This is a genomic window from Curtobacterium sp. MCPF17_047 (assembly GCF_003234045.1).
Taxonomy (GTDB): domain Bacteria; phylum Actinomycetota; class Actinomycetes; order Actinomycetales; family Microbacteriaceae; genus Curtobacterium.
Genome location: NZ_QKSF01000020.1, coordinates 13,119 through 27,985, shown reverse-complemented (window position 1 = coordinate 27,985; position 14,867 = coordinate 13,119). Strand labels below are relative to the sequence as shown.

The following is a 14,867-nucleotide window of genomic DNA, read 5'->3' as shown; positions in this document are numbered from 1 at the left end:
CTACTGCTCGAGGTCGAGTGGCTTCGACTTGCCATCCGTGCTGTAACGCCACTCACCGGTCGCTTGGAAGCGGCGGACGGTCTTGTAGTGCGCGTTCATGCCTTGCGTGACGGCGGTGCGGATGATGACGAACAGGATCAGCAGGCTGACGACGGCGATGATGATGACACCGACCAGGCTTCCGGCGACGCTCGCGCCAGAGTCTTCGTACATGGAGTCCCCCTCAGGATCTGTTGGAGATTAGCGGGCTAAGGCGCTGGTGGACCGTCCCCAGTTGGGGGACCCCGCGGGTTCCCAAAGGGAACCCGAGGGAACCCGAGGGAATCGTCGCGGGTAGCGGCATCGGTCGGCAACTATCCCGGTCGTTGCTCGGCCTCGGTAGTGTGGTGGCGTGGTCCTTCTGGTCATCGCGCTCCTGCTTGCGGTCGCCGCGGTCGCCTTGGTCGTGTTCGTCCGCGGTCGCCCACACCGGCACGAGGATCCAGCAACGCCGCCGCCGGAACCTGCGGCGGCGGCCAATCAGGCGCAGACTGAGGAAGTTACCTGCCCACCGGCTCGGACTCCTCGGACAGCTCTGGCTCGGCTCAACATCGCCGAGGAGATGACCGCCGACCTACGCCCGCTGGGCGGAGCCCGACTGCGGATCGTGGGGACAGCACACGTCGTGCCTCACAGCAAGCGCAAGACTGTCGGCGGGGATGCGTACATGCTCGTCCGGGAGCCAAAGAACCAACACGACTTGAACGCGGTTGCCGTGTACGACGCGACGCGGAAGGTGGGCTACCTCGCGCGAGCGAAGGCCGCATCGTATGCTCCGCAACTCGATCGGATCGGAGCGAAGGGGTACCGCGTCGCCGGGGAACCGCCGGTCGACTCGATGAAACTCTGGGTAGTTCTCCCGCCGATCGCAGCGCTACGCGCCTACCCAACCGTCGAGCGGGGTGGCCCCACAAACAAAGTTTAGCGCCCGGGAGCGTCAGCGCAGCAGGCTTTGAGCGAGCTCTTCGTGGGGCCGAGCAGCGATCAGCGTGTGGCGGCGGTGGTACGCCGCGCCTCATCCGTGTGGCGAACCGACTGTTGATGGCTGGTCATGAATCGCCGCTCCACCAGCCCGTGGAAGCCGTAGCTGATTGCAGCTGCGATCGGCAGCGCTACCAGCGCGAGGAGCAAGAAGCGTACGAGCAGCGGCATCTGGACGGGCAGGAGGACGAGGTTCGCTATGCCGACGATCGGGCTGTGGACGAGGTAGAGGCTGTATGACCAGTTCCCCACCTGCACCAGCGGACGCCACTCGAGCAGCCGATGAGCCCACGTCGTCTCACCGCTCACGGTCCGCTGCGCCATCCACACGAGGAGGAGCGCAACTGCTGCGCCCACCGCCGTCTCACTGAGCCACGCGAACCGATGGACGAGGCCGAACGCGGCGGCCGCGGGCACGAGCGTCACGACGAGGGACGCGGTGACGAGCCCACCACTCACACGTGCAGTCCCCTTGTGCACGTACCAGCCGGCCGCCATCCCCAACGCGAACAGGCCGAGGAACCAGAAGTGCGCCACGTCGACCTGCGGGAGAAGGAAGTGCACCGCCCAACCAAGGATGACCGCGATCGTGACAGCGACACGGCCACCGAAGCGTCGCCACAGCGGCAGCAGCAGCAACGGCATCGCGAAGTAGATCTGCCACTCTGTCGCCACCGACCAGGCGGGTCCGTCGACCTGGTAGACCCAGTCCGGCGACAGGTTGTGGAGCATTAGCAGGTGGGACACGACGCCGCCGACTGTGACCGGGACCTTTGAGTCCCAGGCTGTCCCGGTCTTCTCGTTCAATCCGGGGATCACCAGGATGACGATGAGGTAGGCGATCAGCGCGGCATAGTACGGCGGCAGGATGCGGCGAGCTCGACGCTTCAAGAACCCGGTGACGCCGCCGCGGAGCGACAGGTCAGTGGTCTTCGCAACGGGCAGCATCAACACGAAGCCGGAGAGGACGATGAACACGGCGACGGCGAAGTCCCCGAGGTTCAGGACCTTGAAGACGATGGGGAGCTGCTGGTTCTGCTCCGACATCCCGGTATACGTGTAGGTGTGGAAGAGGGCCACGCCGATTGCCGCGATCGCTCGCAGTCCATCAGCAAATTTGAACGCGACTCGGCTATCCGCTGACCCCACGACGAGAAGCTAGCACGCCGGAAACGACGAAAGACCCCCTCGAGTTCCCGAAGGAAACTCGAGGGGGTCTAGTCGTTGCCGAGCTAGCAGTTGGCCTCGTAGTCGAAGCGAACAGCACCCGGAGCCGGCGGAGTGGTGAACGTGATGTTGATCTGCGCGGCGTCGGACACGACGTAGTGCGGTCCCGCAGCAGCCGGTGAGGCTGCGGTGAGCCGGACAGAAGCCGGCGACGTGACCAACCGGTGGTTGAAGCTGAACGTGGTCTTCACCCCGTCCGCTATGCCGAGGTCGACACGTCCGATGTCGCGCGTCCTGAGGTCGGCGGCACCGTTGTTGGTGTGGTTCATGCCGACCTGGTCGGCGGTGAGCAGCGCCGCGTTTGCTCCCGACGCCCACTTCCGCGCATAGTGGCCGACGTTCCCGTCGAACGAGGACCGCTTCAGCGACACCACGTCCGCGTCGATGTCGACGAAGGACTTGTACATCGCCGTGGCACCCGACCCGCCGAACATGTTCGGGCCGACTGCCAATCCGGAGATCTGGCCGCCGCGGAGAGCGAGCACCGAGTACAGGTCGTCCGGCGCGTCGTTGTTCTGGTAGAACCGGTTGTTTGCCACGACGACGTTCCTGATGATGCTCGCCGCGTCGCGACCCTGGAACATGATCTCAGCGCCGAGGACACCCTCGATCGTGTTCCCGTCGATGAGAACCTGACCGACGACGTTGTTCGAGGTCGCCCCGGCCGTCGTGGCTTCGAGCCAGATGAGGGCGACGGCGTCGTGCGGGACACCGTTCCCTCCCGCCCACAGGTGGTTGCGTTCGACGTCGAGGTTCCCGCCGTTGACGAGGTGAACGCCGGCACCGACTGTGCCCATGCCTCGGATCTGGGCGTCCCAAATCTTGTTGTCGATGACGCCAGCCCCGTCGACGAGGATGCAGTCTCCGACGTTGTCCTGGTGGACGACGCCGCCGACGAACCGCATGTTCTGGCCGGCCACGTGGAAGGCGCGGACCTTGCCCGACTGGATCTGCACGTTCTGCAGGTTGTTGCGCCGTCCCAGCGTCTGGACGACGGTGTCGGGCAGGTTATTGCCGTCGATGATGATTTCCGCGAGCGAGGCTCCGGTCTGACCGGCTGCGTTCGACGTGGCGCTCGAGCCGAGGCGGATGAAGTTGTCCATCGCCGCGGTGGCTTGGAACACCGACATGCGTGACGCTCGCCCCGGGATCGCGTAGTCGTAGCCGGTGCCGCGTACCCACACGCCGCCCGGGACGTTGTCGGGTCGCGTCGCGAACTTGTAGATGCCGGGTGGTACGAACAGCTCACCGCCGGCAGGCGCGAGCAGCGCCATCGCTCTGTTGAACGCGGCCGCGTTGTCGATTCCGGATGCGTTACCCCCGACCCTGCCGTCGAGGAACGAGAGCGGCCCCTCGACCACTCTGACGTACCCGCCGACGGACAGCCCTTGAGAGATCGACGCGTGATTCGTGCCCGCCCACGCCGAGAGCGGGCTGCTGCCATCGAAGTAGGAGCCCGGCGCGACCGCGGTGGAGGCGACGCTCTCGAGCAGAACGTTCGTGTACTCCATCGAGTCGCCGGCAACCCAGAGGGTGTCCGCCCCGGCCTCGAGGATCGAGACCTGCACAGTGGCGGCGGTCGCTGGCACGTTGGCCGCGAACGTCAGCACGGTCACATCACCAGCCGCAACCGTGGTTGCCGTGGTGAACGTGTCCGAGATGTACGCCCCTGCCGAGGTCCGCCACTGGAACGAGAAACGCACCTTCCGCGTCGCGCTCAGCTTGATCTTCGCCGACGCCGCCATCCGCGTCGCGCCGGCAGGAATCGGCTGCGCGTCGTAAGCGACGCCACCGCCCTGCGCCGTAGGACCCGTCGTCCACGTGATCCGAGCGGAGTACCCTGCCTGGAACGAGCACGCCTGACGGGTGAACGTCGTGGTACCGCCGGTGCCGGCGACCGTCTTCCAGCCGGCAAGGTCGACACCGAACGCGGGGTTCTGGATCAGGTTTGTCCGTAGCGACGCGATCCCCGCGCTCTGGAACGCCGAGAAGACGGCCGCCGACGGATCGCCCGGGTCGCCCTGGGGGCCACGCGGGCCCTTGAGGTCTGCCTTCCGATTCCACGTCATCGCTCGTCCCTCCACTTGTGGAGTCCGTTCGTGTTCGCCGGGTCGTCGAGGTCGTCCGGGTTCACCTGCAGCCACCATCCCGGCTGAGACGAGGGCGGCGGCTCGAGGCCGACGTGCACGATGCCGTTCTCCGACAGTGCGGCGATGAGCTTGCTAAGACTGAGCATGAGGCCCTCCTCGGGCTTCGAGAGCTAAACACCATCAGCACGGCCAAAGCTGCCGGACGAGCTCTTCGGACGAGCATCTAAGAACTGGTCGACGGCCTGACCTTTGGGAGCACTACGATCCCTGCCGATGATGACGACCGGGGCAGACACGCACCCAGCCAGAACGAGAACTGCGTCCCGGCGCAGTAAGCACTTACGGCGAGAGCAGCCGAGAGAGTGAACATCTCGACTTACCTGCGAGCTTCAGCAGGCGCTCTAATTCTAACAGTTTTCGGCCTTTATGAGCCGAAAATGGCCCGGTTCCGCCTGTCTACATGCAAGTTCCGCACCGAAGTCACTGAGCGGCCCTGCTGCGCCTTCGGAATACTCTCCTGGCCCGATGAAACGGATAATCGCCGGATTCGCGCGGAAGTAGCGCCAGCGTGCCCGCCGAGTTTGAGGGCACGTCTGAGGCCGTTTTCGGCCGAATCGGCCGCTGAACAGGGCTTTTGCGCGGCGAAAAACAGAGGAACGGCGCACGCAGGATGAGAACTGCTATCCGGCGGTTACCGCCACCCTCGGCGAGGGGGTACCCCCCACCCGCCGATCCGGGCCTCGATCGAGTCGGGTCTACCCTTGGGTAATCCTTCAGCGAGGTCAGTCCAGCTTCGAGGGGTTCGCTTTGTCATGCAGGTCTCGGGCGTCCCGACTCGACTGCTTCCACTTGCCGGGTACATCGACGCGCTGCTCCCAATTCCGGCCTTGATAGTCGGTAGCGATGAGCGTCACTCGCACGTCCTTGCCATAGGTGGAGTGGGTCCTACGTTCGCCGGCCTTGAGCTCGCCGAGTGTCTGCAGCTTGTAGCGGACGACCTTCTCGCCCGGCGGTTGCTCCTCGACAACAACGTCCCACAATGACTGTTGGCTCTGATTGACGATGGTTGTCTGACGCGTGGGCACGTCCAAATCAGGAAAGTTCTCGCGCCGGATGAAGACCGCCGAGACCTGTTCCCGGAGGTCCCGAGCACCTGCCCTCCGTGCAGCTCTAATCGTCAAGACGATTGCCACGACGCTCGCTACCAGGCTTATCCATTGCACCACCGAGCCCAGCACTGGAACCGCTGAGCCGATATCAATTCCGAACACGACGAAGGGTGGCGTGGCGAGCGTGACGAGTGACAACACGGTCAGTCCTATCGGCCTACCCGCTCTCGCTGGTCAGTATCAGGTCGGAATCGGTGCCCAGCACTGGTGGGTGCCGGGCACCGATCAGCATCGCCCTGCGGAAGCGTGCCCGCTATTGCGACACTGGGCACTCGGTCGCGTCAGCCCACCGCTCTGCCTGCGCTTCCCGCGAAGCTTCGGCATCCTGGTCGAAGAGCGTCATCTCGCCGAGCTCACCACTGACGAGTTCAGCGCTGCCATACGCAACGAGCCGCCGAAGTACGGACACCGTGTACCCACTCCGAGTGGAGAGAATGGTTCCCGCCTTCTTGCCACCCGTGTCGGTGAGGAGCCGCACTTCCGCGTGACTGCTGGTGGTCGTGCGGGTGTCGTCGTTGCCGATGGTGTTGGTGTCGAGCGGCTGTGCCTTCTGCGCAGCGGCGGGGATGGATCCGGCGATGAGCCGGTTGATGTGACTGGTGGCCGTGACGCCGCGTCCGGCGACGGTCACCTTCGCGTCGTCTCCTCGGCCTGAGATGGTGACGGCGTTGCCGTCGAAGGAGAACCCTCGCGCGGGGATGCCGAGCTGCATCAATCGCTCCCGCCACTGCTGGACAGCAGCGTTACGTCGTCCCGCGACCACCTCAACGGTGGCGGCTGCGGTGCTCAGGGCCTTGAGCGCCGCGCTGAGCTGCTTGATGCCCACGGCGTCGTCCGTCTGGAACTCCTGCAGGGTGGCCCGGATGGTGTCCGGGTCTGCAAGCTTGGACTGCTCCTGCGCGACTGCACGCTCTGCTGCAGCTGCGACAGCTCGCGCGAGTTCGAGTCGGTCGCGGAAGTCGGCGAGACTCGTCGCATCGAGCTTGCCTTCCAACGCTTCCCGCTCCTGGCGCTCGCGTGCGGCCTCGAGCCTGGCGAGCTTGGCCCGTGCGCCGTCGAGCGCCTCGGTTGCAGCGGTGGTCATCGTGGTGCTGGTGGTGTCGGTCATGGTGGTCCTTTCGTGTTCAGTGGTTGAAGGCGTCGGCGGCGAACTTGTCGAGGTCTTCGGTGGGGTCGCCCTCGGGGATGTTGGGGTTCGCTGCGGCGAGCGCTGCCGCTTCGATCTGGTCGTCGTGTCGGGTCATGCGTGTCTTTCCTCTGCGTGAGGGTTGGGCCGCCCTGCGGTTGCTGGGCGGTTGGCGTGTGCGGACCTGGGTCCGTGGCAGGGTGTGGGGGTGACACCGGCCGTGTGTGGGCTGCTTGCCCAAGTGATCCCCGTCTTCGTCCTCGCGAACGTCCTCGAGGCGTCCCGGGTGCATCCCCGCATCCGGGTGTTGCCCTGGTTCCGGAACTGGATCACCATCCCGTCGATCGGAGCCGGCATCGTCGGTACCGCCGTCGCCGTAATCGGCGTCGCCGCGGAAGGTCTCGTGGTCCCGTTCGGCGTGCTCACTTGGGTTGCCTTCGGGGTTCTCCTGCTCCTCACCGGAATCCAGCTGACAGCTATCGGTGCTTCGCAGGAAGTGGAGGCGGAGGACGCGGTCGAGGCTCAGCAGCGACGCCGCGTCCTCCGCCTATTCGGTTGGGAGATCACCTCGAGGCGATGAATCAGTCGCGAGCAGCGCTCTGTGGCCGGCTTGCCCAGAGATGCCCTCGACGTGTCTGCCTGAGGTTGTAGTTCGCCTGTACAGCTGCGACGAGAGGTCCGACGTCGTCCTCCGCCACCCACACCGTTGACCCATCCGGCCACGTGATCGAGACGTTGCCGGGCATCAAGTTCCGGACAGCCGTCTCACCGTTTGGGTCGCGGTACGTCAGCGACGGAGAACCGAAGGACTGAGCACTTCGGCTGCGGGGCATCAGGCGGCACTCCCCCACCCGTGCTGATCCCGGTAGGCATTGTGCGCGTCATCCTGCGACCAGCAGACGTCAGCGGAGATCTCGGAGACGTCCGTCGAACAGCCCGGCACCTTGCACGCCATCCGGCCGATCGGTGCCACAGCCCAAGTGGTCACCGAAGAACCAGCAGGGACGGAAGGAGCAGGGTCAGTGATCTCGCCGGTCTCGTTCTCGACGAACCACTTCTCTTGATCCCTGCCTGGCCTTTCCTCTCCTGTCTTGTCCTCGGGGACACGTCCCCGGGACGTCCCCGGGTACACGTCCCCGGTACTGTCCCCGGGTACATCCGAAAAGGAAGGCGTTGACCCTTTCGCCGCTCGCTGCCGCGCCTTCTTCTGACGCTGAGCACGCCGCATGTTGTCCAGCACCTCGAGGTCGTGCTTGCTGGTCTGCGTCTGCTCAAAGTCCGAGATCAGCCAGCCACCTTCGACAGCAGCCCAAAGGTCAAGCGAAACGAGCGTGGCCGGCCCGTTCTGCGGCATGAACGGCAGGAGAGGGAGATCGTCCTGCGCGACGTAGCCGTCGGTGCGGTTGGACACACTCCATGCAGTGGTGAGCACCCAGCCGCGGAAGACGTCTGGCTTGAGCTTCAGCACCCGTCTGTCGCTCAAGTAGCGCTCGGGGAACCGTGCGTCAGTCATCTGTCCTCCCTTCCGAGGGGTGGGGCACTGCCGGCAGGGGAATCCGGCAGCACCCGGTCTGGGTCACGGCCAATCGGCGGTCGTGGGGTTGTCCGCGTCGGAAGCGGCCTCAATGAGGCACACGGCGAGCCGACGGGCTTGGTTGCTATCGAGGCGTGTCACGAGTGCCGACACCATGAGCTCGACAGACCCGACAGCGGCCGACACTTCGATCGGATTGCCTCCCTTCACCGGCACGGCACCCATCAGCAGGGCACCTCAGCGGCGTTGAGCTCAGCAGCGAGCGCCACTGCGCTGTTGTAGTGCGCGATGAAGAAGGCCAGGCGTTCGGGAGTGAGCGGGACGTCGTCGTCGACGAGAAAGCCAGCCACGTACCAGTTGGACTCGGCCTCAGGGATCTCCTCGGAGGCGGCGTACTTGATGACCTCTATGCGGGTGTCTTGAGCAGTGACGACGGACGCCTTGTGCTGCAGCAGGTCCCCCCAGGTAAGGAGGTGCGGCGTTCCGTAGCTGTAGCAACCGGCCTCGGTGCATGGCACGAGGACAACCGCTGAGCTGTCGATGTCGTGCCAGTGGATGTCTCGGGCGTCTGCTACCGTGACGATTGTCTTGTTCATGGTGTCTCCTGCGGGGATGTTGTGGATGGTGCCCTCGACCGAGTTGCCGCTCTGGTCGGGGGCCTTTTTGCGTTGGTTGGACCGCGCTCTCGTCACGACGCCTCCGCGAACTGCGCGTCGATGTAGCTCGTGATGTCGGACTCGCGTATGAACAGGCGACCGCCGATCTTGGCGACCTTGATGGGGCAGGTCTTTTGTCGGATCCACCAGCGCATGGCGGTTTCGGTCTTCCGTACGAGGGGCGCGGCCTCCTCGATGGTGAGCAACTTCGTCATCATCTCGACTCCTTCACAGTTTCGTTGCAACCAACTAACGCCAGTGTGACCTCAGAAACGTTGGCTGTCAAGCACGCAAGTGTGAAAGAGTGTGGGGCGTGGCTGAAGACAAGTACTCCCCGCACGAGATCGCGTTCGCTCACGAGGCCGCGCGCAGGCGGGAGCAACGTGGGTGGACTCTCGGAGAGATGGCAGACGCACTGCGTAGCGAGGGCATTGACTACGCCAACTCGATGACCGTGTCACGCACGGAGAAGTTGCAGCGGCCGATCCGTATGAACGAGGCTCTCGCGTACGCCCGCATCTTCCAGACGTCGGTCGACCAGATGACCAGTACAGGCAAGATTGATCGCGAGATCTTGACGGCGAATGAGCTCGCCGAGATGGTGCACAACTTCATGGAAACAGTGCTTGCGCAGGTTGGACACGTCCGCTGGAACTGGTTGGAGGCCCGCAAGGTGCGGGACGAGCTGATGAGCCGGGAAGCGTCAGAGATGACTCCAAGCCAGCAGGAGCGTCATGCGGAGGTCGTTCGACGGCTCGATGCCTTGATTGCTACGAACGTCCCTGCCGAGCTCGAGAGGGCTTGGAACGAGGCACCGGGACTATGAGCAGCATCCGCCAGCGGCCGGACGGTAAGTGGCGGGCACGCTACCGAGACGATGAAGGCAAGGAACATTCCCGCCACTTCGAGCGCAAGCGTGACGGGCAGGCTTGGTTGGACGAGGTCGCATCGTCCCGACTGACGGGCACGTACGTTGCGCCGGCCGCGTCGAAGGCGACGCTGGCCACGTTCTACGCGCAGTGGGCACCGATGCAGGTGTGGGCGGCTGGGACGCGCAGGAATGCGGACTACGCAGTCGACTCCTGCACCTTCCGCGACGTGCCTTTCGGGAAGCTTCGACGGTCGCACGCGGAAGCGTGGGTCAAGGCCATGCAGTCGAACCTCGCTGCCTCGACGATCCAGACGAGGGTGCGCTACGTAGGCGGTGTGCTGAAGGCGGCCGTGCTCGACCGGGCGCTCGCCACGGATCCGACGAAGGGCCTGCGCCTACCCGCTGTGCGCCGCATCGAGCACACGATGCGCATCCCAACCCCGGCCGAGGTTCAGGCCGTACGGGAGGCTGCCGAGCCGTTCCTGCGTCCGCTGCTCGACGTCATGGCGTTCGCTGGGCTGCGCATCGGTGAGGGCGCAGCGGTGCAGACCGCCGACGTGCGCTGGTTGCAGCAGGAGCTCCACGTCGCGCGCCAGATCCAAAACCGACCGGGCGGTGTCCGTGAGGTGTGCCCGCCCAAGCACGGCAGCGAGCGCGTCGTGCCAGTGCCGGCCGAGTTGACCCTGCGGCTGTCTGCGCACCTTACTGAGGTCGGCGAGCATGTCGGCGGATGGTTCCTGCCTGGTAGCCCGCCGTCACCGGACGCTTTGCGCCGCTGGTTTGAGAAGGCGTGCCGGGCCGCTGGCGTCGAGTGTATCACGCCGCACGACTACCGGCATTTCTACGCCTCCGGGTTGATTCGGGCAGGCCTCGACGCGGTGTCTGTCTCTCGAGCGATGGGGCACGCGTCGCCGTCCATCACATTGAACATCTACGCCCACCTGTTCCCGGATGCCGCGGACCGGACGCGAGCAGCCGCCGCCGACCTGCTGGCATCGACGACGGCTTCTGCGGACCAGGTGCGGACCAGCGGGGCGTGATCACCCCTCCTCATCCGGGAGTACGGGCGTCCGCAGACTGCATCGCGTAGTCGAACTCGATGTCGAGCCCACGGTCGGACGGGAACGAGTCGTCCATCGCCCAGGCACCCGCAGCGTTGAAGACGGCGTCCGTCAGGCGGAGTCGACCGTCGACGATGTGGGCGTCACCGCTCAGCGTGCCGCCGTCCGCGGTGGCGAACCCGGTCGAGAACGGGAAGGTGAGGTCGTTCGCCGCGGCGGTCCCGCTGAGGCCGAGCGGAGTCGCCGCGCCCAGGGCGACGGCGACCGCCGCCCCGGCTGCCCAGCGCCGCAGCCCCTGTCGAGGAGCCCGGCGACGGAGCCCTGGCCGGACGTCCGGAGGTGCGGGGAACGGAGGTGGACCGGTGCGCTTCGTGTCATGTGTCATACCACGATCGTGGCGCCGCGGAGAGCACCCCCAGCGGCCTGGTCGACGACCTGTGGAGCGATGCCGTGGGCCTGGCTGCTGTGCAGGAGGAGCCGGTCAGGGGGCGGGCGGCCCTCCCGCGACTACGCCAGCCAGACGGTGGTGTGCCCGGGGAGCTCGCCGTCGGTGAGCGGCGCGGACGTCACCACGACGGCGCCCTCGGGCATCGGCACCGGCTCGGCGCCGAAGTTCGTGTACGACCGCCACCCGTCGTGCCGCGCGAACGCGACGACCTCGGGCGACGACGTCTCGATCCACTCGAGCTCCTCGCCCTGCTGCAGGCGCCGACGGGCAGACAGCGCCTCCCGGTAGAAGGACAGCGTGGAACCGGGCACCCGGTCCTCTGCCTCGACGCTCGAGGCGCCGAAGTCCGACGGCTGCGGCAGGTGCGGTGCGGTGTCGCCGAAGCCGAACGAGGGTCCGGTCTCGGTCCAGGGGATCGGCACCCGGCAGCCGTCCCGGCCCTTGACGGTGTGCCCCGTCCGGAGCCACTTCGGGTCCTGCAGCTGGTCGTGCGGGATCGCGGGCGCCTCGTGCAGACCGAGTTCCTCGCCCTGGTACACGTAGGACGACCCCGGCAGCGCGAGGACGAGGAGAGTCGCAGCCCGCGCGCGTCGGAGTCCACCGTCCCGATCGAGTGGCGGCGTCTGCCCGTCCGTCATCAGCCACTCGTCGGTGTCCGTGCCGTCGGGCAGCCCGTACCGGGTGGGGTGCCGGACGACGTCGTGGTTCGAGAGCACCCACGTGCTCGAGCCGCCGGAGGTCTGCGCTCCGTCCAGGTTCTGCGCGATGAGCGTGCGGAACTCGGTCGCGTCGAACGGCGCCTCGAGGAGGTCGAAGTTGAACGCCTGGCCGAGCTCGGTCGGCCGGGCGTACAGGACGCGGCGGGGCGCTGGTGCCCACGCCTCGGCGATCGCGGCACGGGGCGGTGAGTAGCTGTCGAGCACCTTCCGCCAGGCGGCGAAGATCTCGTGCACCTCGTCGCGGTCGTACAGCGGATCGGAGCCGTCGAGCGGCAGCTGCTGTTCGTTCGACGGGCGGTACGGCTCCGACAGGTCCTTCGCGAGCCCATGCGCGACGTCCACGCGGAATCCGTCGACCCCGCGGTCGGACCAGAAACGCAGGGTGTGCTCGAAGTCCTGGTGGACCTCGGGGTTGGTCCAGTCCAGGTCGGGCTGTTCCGGCGCGAACAGGTGCAGGTACCACTGGCCGTCGGGCACCCGGGTCCAGGCACTGCCGCCGAAGTTGGACACCCAGTCGCTCGGCGGCTGCTCACCGTCCGGCCCGGCACCCTCGCGGAAGACGTAGCGGGCCCGTTCCGGGGAGCCCGGTGCCGCGGCGAGCGCGGCGCGGAACCACTCGTGCTGGTCCGAGGTGTGGTTCGGCACGAGGTCGACGATCACGCGCAGGTCGTGCTCGTGCGCGGCGTGGATGAGCTCGTCGATCTGGTCGAGCGAACCGAGCTTCGGGTCGACGTCGCGGTAGTCGGCGACGTCGTACCCGCCGTCGGCGAGGGGCGACGGGTAGAACGGCGAGAGCCACAGCGCGTCCACACCGAGTCCAGCCAGGTAGGGCACCCGGCTGGTGACGCCGGCGATGTCCCCGATGCCGTCCGCGTCGGAGTCGGCGAAGCTGCGCGGGTACACCTGGTAGACGACGGCCTGCCGCCACCAGTTCGGGTCGGTGGTGCGGGGCGTGTCGCTCGGCGTGCGTCTCGGGGTCACCTGGCCGACACTACCGACGGCTGCTCCGCGTGTCGGGAGGCCCGGGACACGCCCGCCTCGTCAGCGCGGGAATCCCGCGCGGGATGGATTGGTTGTCGGTCGAACCATCACGACCAGAAGGAACGTCATGACCCAGATCGTCGCCCTCGTGGGCAGCCTCCGCGCCGGATCCATCAACCGCAAGCTCACCGAGGCCGCGGTCCAGCACGCTCCGGAGGGCATCGAGCTCTCGGTCTTCGACGGCATCGTGGACCTGCCGTTCTACAACGAGGACATCGACGGCGACACCCCGCCGGCCGCTGCGGTCGCGTTCCGTCAGGCCGTCGCCGACGCCGACGGCCTCCTGCTCGTCACCCCCGAGTACAACGGCACGATGCCGGCCGTGCTGAAGAACGCACTCGACTGGGCCTCGCGTCCGTTCGGCTCGTCGCCGATCTCCGGCAAGCCGCTCGCGGTCATCGGGTCGGCGTTCGGCCAGTACGGCGGCGTCTGGGCGCACGACGACGCCCGCAAGGCCGCCGGCATCGCCGGCGCGAAGGTCCTGGAGGACGTCAAGGTCGCGATCCCGCAGTCCGTCGTCCGCTTCGCCGAGACGCACCCGCGTGAGGACGAAGAGGTCGTCGGTCTCGTCCGCGGCGCCTTGACCGCGCTCGCCGACGCCGCCGGCGCGCCCGTCGCCGCGTAGCCCACCCGACGTCGCGACGGACCCGAACCGACACGACCGATGACGGACGGGAGGCTCCCCACCAGCGGGTGGGCAGCCTCCCGTCCGTCATGTCCAGGAGATCGTCCGCAGCCTCGTCACCAGACGGATTAGCATCATCGGATGACGACGCAGGAGATCGAGGAGCCGTCCGGCTACTGGTTCCCGGACGACGACGCCACCCAGCGCGGTGTCGCCGTGTTGAACGCACTGCGTCGCTACCGGGCGTCCGAGACGGCCATGCGCCGCCGCACACGTGACTCGATGGGCATGGGCGAGACGGACCTGCTGGCGGTCCGCCACCTGCTGCAGGCCCAACGCGCCGGCCGCTCGGTCAGCCCGAAGGACCTGTCCGCCTACCTCAAGATCTCGTCCGCCTCGACGACGATCCTGGTCGACCGTCTGGTCAAGAGCGGACACGTGCGCCGTGAGCCGCACCCCACCGACCGCCGCGGGCTCATCATCGTGCCGACCACCGAGACCGACGCCGAGGTCCGGGCCACGCTCGGCATCATGCACCGCCGCATGATGCAGATCGCCGAGAGCCTGTCCGCGACCGACGCCCGCGTCGTCGCGATGTTCCTCGAGGAGATGCGCATCGCCGTCGACCAGGTCGATCCAGCCGTCGTCGCGCACTGACGGCCAGCCGGGATGCCGGGGGACCGGTTCCTCGACACCCACTGGGAACTCCTCGTCGCGGACCGCGTAGACCAGAAGGGTCAGTCCCGCGAAGAAGGAGTCGTCACATGCACGCATCGGACAAGCTCGCCGCCAACATGCAGAAGGTCCTCGTCGACCTGATCGACCTGCACCTGCAGGGCAAGCAGGCCCACTGGAACATCCTCGGCACCAACTTCCGTGACCTCCACCTGCAGCTCGACGAGATCGTCGACGCCGCCCGTGAGTTCGCCGACGACATGGCGGAGCGCATGCGTGCGCTCTACGCCGTCCCGGACGGCCGCGCCGCGACCGTCGCTGCCGGCACCCACCTCGACTCGTTCCCCGACGGCGAGGTGCTCACGCACGATGCCATCGACCTGGTCACGCTGCGCCTCTACCAGGCCACCGCGACCATGCGCGACGTGCACGACGAGGTCGACGAGGAAGACCCCACGACCGCCGACCTGCTGCACGGCTTCATCGAGCGCCTCGAGCAGCTCGCCTGGATGGTCAGTGCGGAGAACCGCGCCCCCCGGACGCCGCTGGCGAGCGCGACGACCGCCGCGGTGGCCGAAGCATCCGAGCACGAGTAAGTCCGGGTC

At 66.8% G+C, this 14,867-nt stretch carries 18 protein-coding genes; 7 read left to right on the top strand and 11 right to left on the bottom strand.

Translation table 11 applies throughout. The annotated features are described in order from the left end of the window. The gene (locus tag DEJ33_RS15755) at positions 1–213 is read right to left on the bottom strand and encodes a hypothetical protein (protein ID WP_111195497.1); all 213 of its coding nucleotides are present in this window, start codon (positions 211–213) and stop codon (positions 1–3) included. Positions 214–391: 178 nt separating this feature from the next. Between DEJ33_RS15755 and DEJ33_RS17020 the strand changes: the two genes are divergently transcribed. Beyond that, complete coding sequence (locus DEJ33_RS17020) at positions 392–964, top strand: HIRAN domain-containing protein (RefSeq protein WP_146242657.1); 573 nt, start codon at positions 392–394, stop codon at positions 962–964. 59 nt (positions 965–1,023) lie between these two features. Here the strand turns inward: DEJ33_RS17020 and DEJ33_RS15745 are convergent, their stop codons facing one another. From DEJ33_RS15745 to DEJ33_RS15730, 5 genes are all read right to left on the bottom strand, one after another. Next, the gene (locus tag DEJ33_RS15745) at positions 1,024–2,169 is read right to left on the bottom strand and encodes an acyltransferase (RefSeq protein WP_111195495.1); all 1,146 of its coding nucleotides are present in this window, start codon (positions 2,167–2,169) and stop codon (positions 1,024–1,026) included. A gap of 83 nt (positions 2,170–2,252) precedes the next feature. Next, positions 2,253–4,316: a hypothetical protein gene (locus DEJ33_RS15740; protein WP_111195494.1), complete on the bottom strand. Its 2,064-nt coding sequence runs from the start codon at positions 4,314–4,316 to the stop codon at positions 2,253–2,255. Then, a complete protein-coding gene (locus DEJ33_RS17355) occupies positions 4,313–4,483 on the bottom strand; it encodes a hypothetical protein (protein ID WP_181437331.1) in 171 nt (56 codons plus the stop codon). Before DEJ33_RS17355 ends, DEJ33_RS15740 begins: the two co-directional genes overlap by 4 nt. A gap of 636 nt (positions 4,484–5,119) precedes the next feature. After that, on the bottom strand, positions 5,120–5,647 hold the full coding sequence (locus tag DEJ33_RS15735) for a hypothetical protein (protein WP_111195493.1): 528 nt from the start codon (positions 5,645–5,647) through the stop codon (positions 5,120–5,122). Between the two features lie 112 nt (positions 5,648–5,759). Next, complete coding sequence (locus DEJ33_RS15730) at positions 5,760–6,614, bottom strand: hypothetical protein (protein ID WP_111195492.1); 855 nt, start codon at positions 6,612–6,614, stop codon at positions 5,760–5,762. 226 nt (positions 6,615–6,840) lie between these two features. Here DEJ33_RS15730 and DEJ33_RS15725 point away from each other — a divergent pair, with 226 nt between their 5' ends. Further along, positions 6,841–7,212 carry a hypothetical protein gene (locus DEJ33_RS15725; RefSeq protein WP_146242656.1) on the top strand — a complete coding sequence of 124 codons (372 nt, stop codon included), beginning with the start codon at positions 6,841–6,843 and terminating at the stop codon, positions 7,210–7,212. A gap of 252 nt (positions 7,213–7,464) precedes the next feature. On the opposite strand, the gene DEJ33_RS15720 is transcribed toward DEJ33_RS15725, so the two are convergent. From DEJ33_RS15720 to DEJ33_RS15710, 3 genes are all read right to left on the bottom strand, one after another. After that, the gene (locus DEJ33_RS15720; protein ID WP_111195490.1) at positions 7,465–8,145 is read right to left on the bottom strand and encodes a hypothetical protein; all 681 of its coding nucleotides are present in this window, start codon (positions 8,143–8,145) and stop codon (positions 7,465–7,467) included. A 245-nt stretch (positions 8,146–8,390) separates the two neighbouring features. Then, positions 8,391–8,762 (bottom strand): hypothetical protein, encoded by a 372-nt coding sequence (locus DEJ33_RS15715; protein WP_146240651.1) that lies wholly within the window; start codon positions 8,760–8,762, stop codon positions 8,391–8,393. A gap of 92 nt (positions 8,763–8,854) precedes the next feature. Further along, on the bottom strand, positions 8,855–9,037 hold the full coding sequence (locus tag DEJ33_RS15710; protein WP_258378191.1) for a helix-turn-helix domain-containing protein: 183 nt from the start codon (positions 9,035–9,037) through the stop codon (positions 8,855–8,857). Between the two features lie 98 nt (positions 9,038–9,135). Here DEJ33_RS15710 and DEJ33_RS15705 point away from each other — a divergent pair, with 98 nt between their 5' ends. Next, positions 9,136–9,648: a helix-turn-helix transcriptional regulator gene (locus tag DEJ33_RS15705; RefSeq protein ID WP_146242655.1), complete on the top strand. Its 513-nt coding sequence runs from the start codon at positions 9,136–9,138 to the stop codon at positions 9,646–9,648. Beyond that, complete coding sequence (locus DEJ33_RS15700) at positions 9,645–10,733, top strand: site-specific integrase (protein WP_111195486.1); 1,089 nt, start codon at positions 9,645–9,647, stop codon at positions 10,731–10,733. Before DEJ33_RS15705 ends, DEJ33_RS15700 begins: the two co-directional genes overlap by 4 nt. 10 nt (positions 10,734–10,743) lie before the next feature. Here the strand turns inward: DEJ33_RS15700 and DEJ33_RS15695 are convergent, their stop codons facing one another. Together DEJ33_RS15695 and DEJ33_RS15690 are read right to left on the bottom strand one after the other, a co-directional pair. Further along, positions 10,744–11,139 (bottom strand): hypothetical protein, encoded by a 396-nt coding sequence (locus DEJ33_RS15695; RefSeq protein ID WP_111195485.1) that lies wholly within the window; start codon positions 11,137–11,139, stop codon positions 10,744–10,746. Positions 11,140–11,261: 122 nt separating this feature from the next. Continuing rightward, complete coding sequence (locus tag DEJ33_RS15690) at positions 11,262–12,902, bottom strand: glycoside hydrolase family 13 protein (protein ID WP_111079541.1); 1,641 nt, start codon at positions 12,900–12,902, stop codon at positions 11,262–11,264. A 127-nt stretch (positions 12,903–13,029) separates the two neighbouring features. On the opposite strand from DEJ33_RS15690, the gene DEJ33_RS15685 reads away from it, so the two are divergent. From DEJ33_RS15685 to DEJ33_RS15675, 3 genes are all read left to right on the top strand, one after another. After that, entirely contained in the window at positions 13,030–13,587 is a 558-nt protein-coding gene (locus DEJ33_RS15685; RefSeq protein ID WP_111079539.1) for an NADPH-dependent FMN reductase, read from the top strand. Positions 13,588–13,728: 141 nt separating this feature from the next. Next, positions 13,729–14,244: a MarR family winged helix-turn-helix transcriptional regulator gene (locus DEJ33_RS15680; protein ID WP_111079537.1), complete on the top strand. Its 516-nt coding sequence runs from the start codon at positions 13,729–13,731 to the stop codon at positions 14,242–14,244. 107 nt (positions 14,245–14,351) lie between these two features. Further along, positions 14,352–14,858: a Dps family protein gene (locus tag DEJ33_RS15675; protein ID WP_111079535.1), complete on the top strand. Its 507-nt coding sequence runs from the start codon at positions 14,352–14,354 to the stop codon at positions 14,856–14,858. The last annotated feature ends 9 nt before the right edge of the window (positions 14,859–14,867 follow it).

What these genes read in the sequence shown, in the direction of transcription:
- DEJ33_RS15755 (WP_111195497.1), bottom strand. Translation starts at nt 213, where the DNA reads ATGTACGAAGACTCTGGCGCGAGCGTCGCCGGAAGCCTGGTCGGTGTC.
- DEJ33_RS15740 (WP_111195494.1), bottom strand. Translation starts at nt 4,316, where the DNA reads ATGACGTGGAATCGGAAGGCAGACCTCAAGGGCCCGCGTGGCCCCCAG.
- DEJ33_RS17355 (WP_181437331.1), bottom strand. Translation starts at nt 4,483, where the DNA reads ATGCTCAGTCTTAGCAAGCTCATCGCCGCACTGTCGGAGAACGGCATC.
- DEJ33_RS15730 (WP_111195492.1), bottom strand. Translation starts at nt 6,614, where the DNA reads ATGACCGACACCACCAGCACCACGATGACCACCGCTGCAACCGAGGCG.
- DEJ33_RS15720 (WP_111195490.1), bottom strand. Translation starts at nt 8,145, where the DNA reads ATGACTGACGCACGGTTCCCCGAGCGCTACTTGAGCGACAGACGGGTG.
- DEJ33_RS15715 (WP_146240651.1), bottom strand. Translation starts at nt 8,762, where the DNA reads ATGAACAAGACAATCGTCACGGTAGCAGACGCCCGAGACATCCACTGG.
- DEJ33_RS15710 (WP_258378191.1), bottom strand. Translation starts at nt 9,037, where the DNA reads ATGACGAAGTTGCTCACCATCGAGGAGGCCGCGCCCCTCGTACGGAAG.
- DEJ33_RS15700 (WP_111195486.1), top strand. Translation starts at nt 9,645, where the DNA reads ATGAGCAGCATCCGCCAGCGGCCGGACGGTAAGTGGCGGGCACGCTAC.
- DEJ33_RS15695 (WP_111195485.1), bottom strand. Translation starts at nt 11,139, where the DNA reads ATGACACATGACACGAAGCGCACCGGTCCACCTCCGTTCCCCGCACCT.
- DEJ33_RS15685 (WP_111079539.1), top strand. Translation starts at nt 13,030, where the DNA reads ATGACCCAGATCGTCGCCCTCGTGGGCAGCCTCCGCGCCGGATCCATC.
- DEJ33_RS15680 (WP_111079537.1), top strand. Translation starts at nt 13,729, where the DNA reads ATGACGACGCAGGAGATCGAGGAGCCGTCCGGCTACTGGTTCCCGGAC.
- DEJ33_RS15675 (WP_111079535.1), top strand. Translation starts at nt 14,352, where the DNA reads ATGCACGCATCGGACAAGCTCGCCGCCAACATGCAGAAGGTCCTCGTC.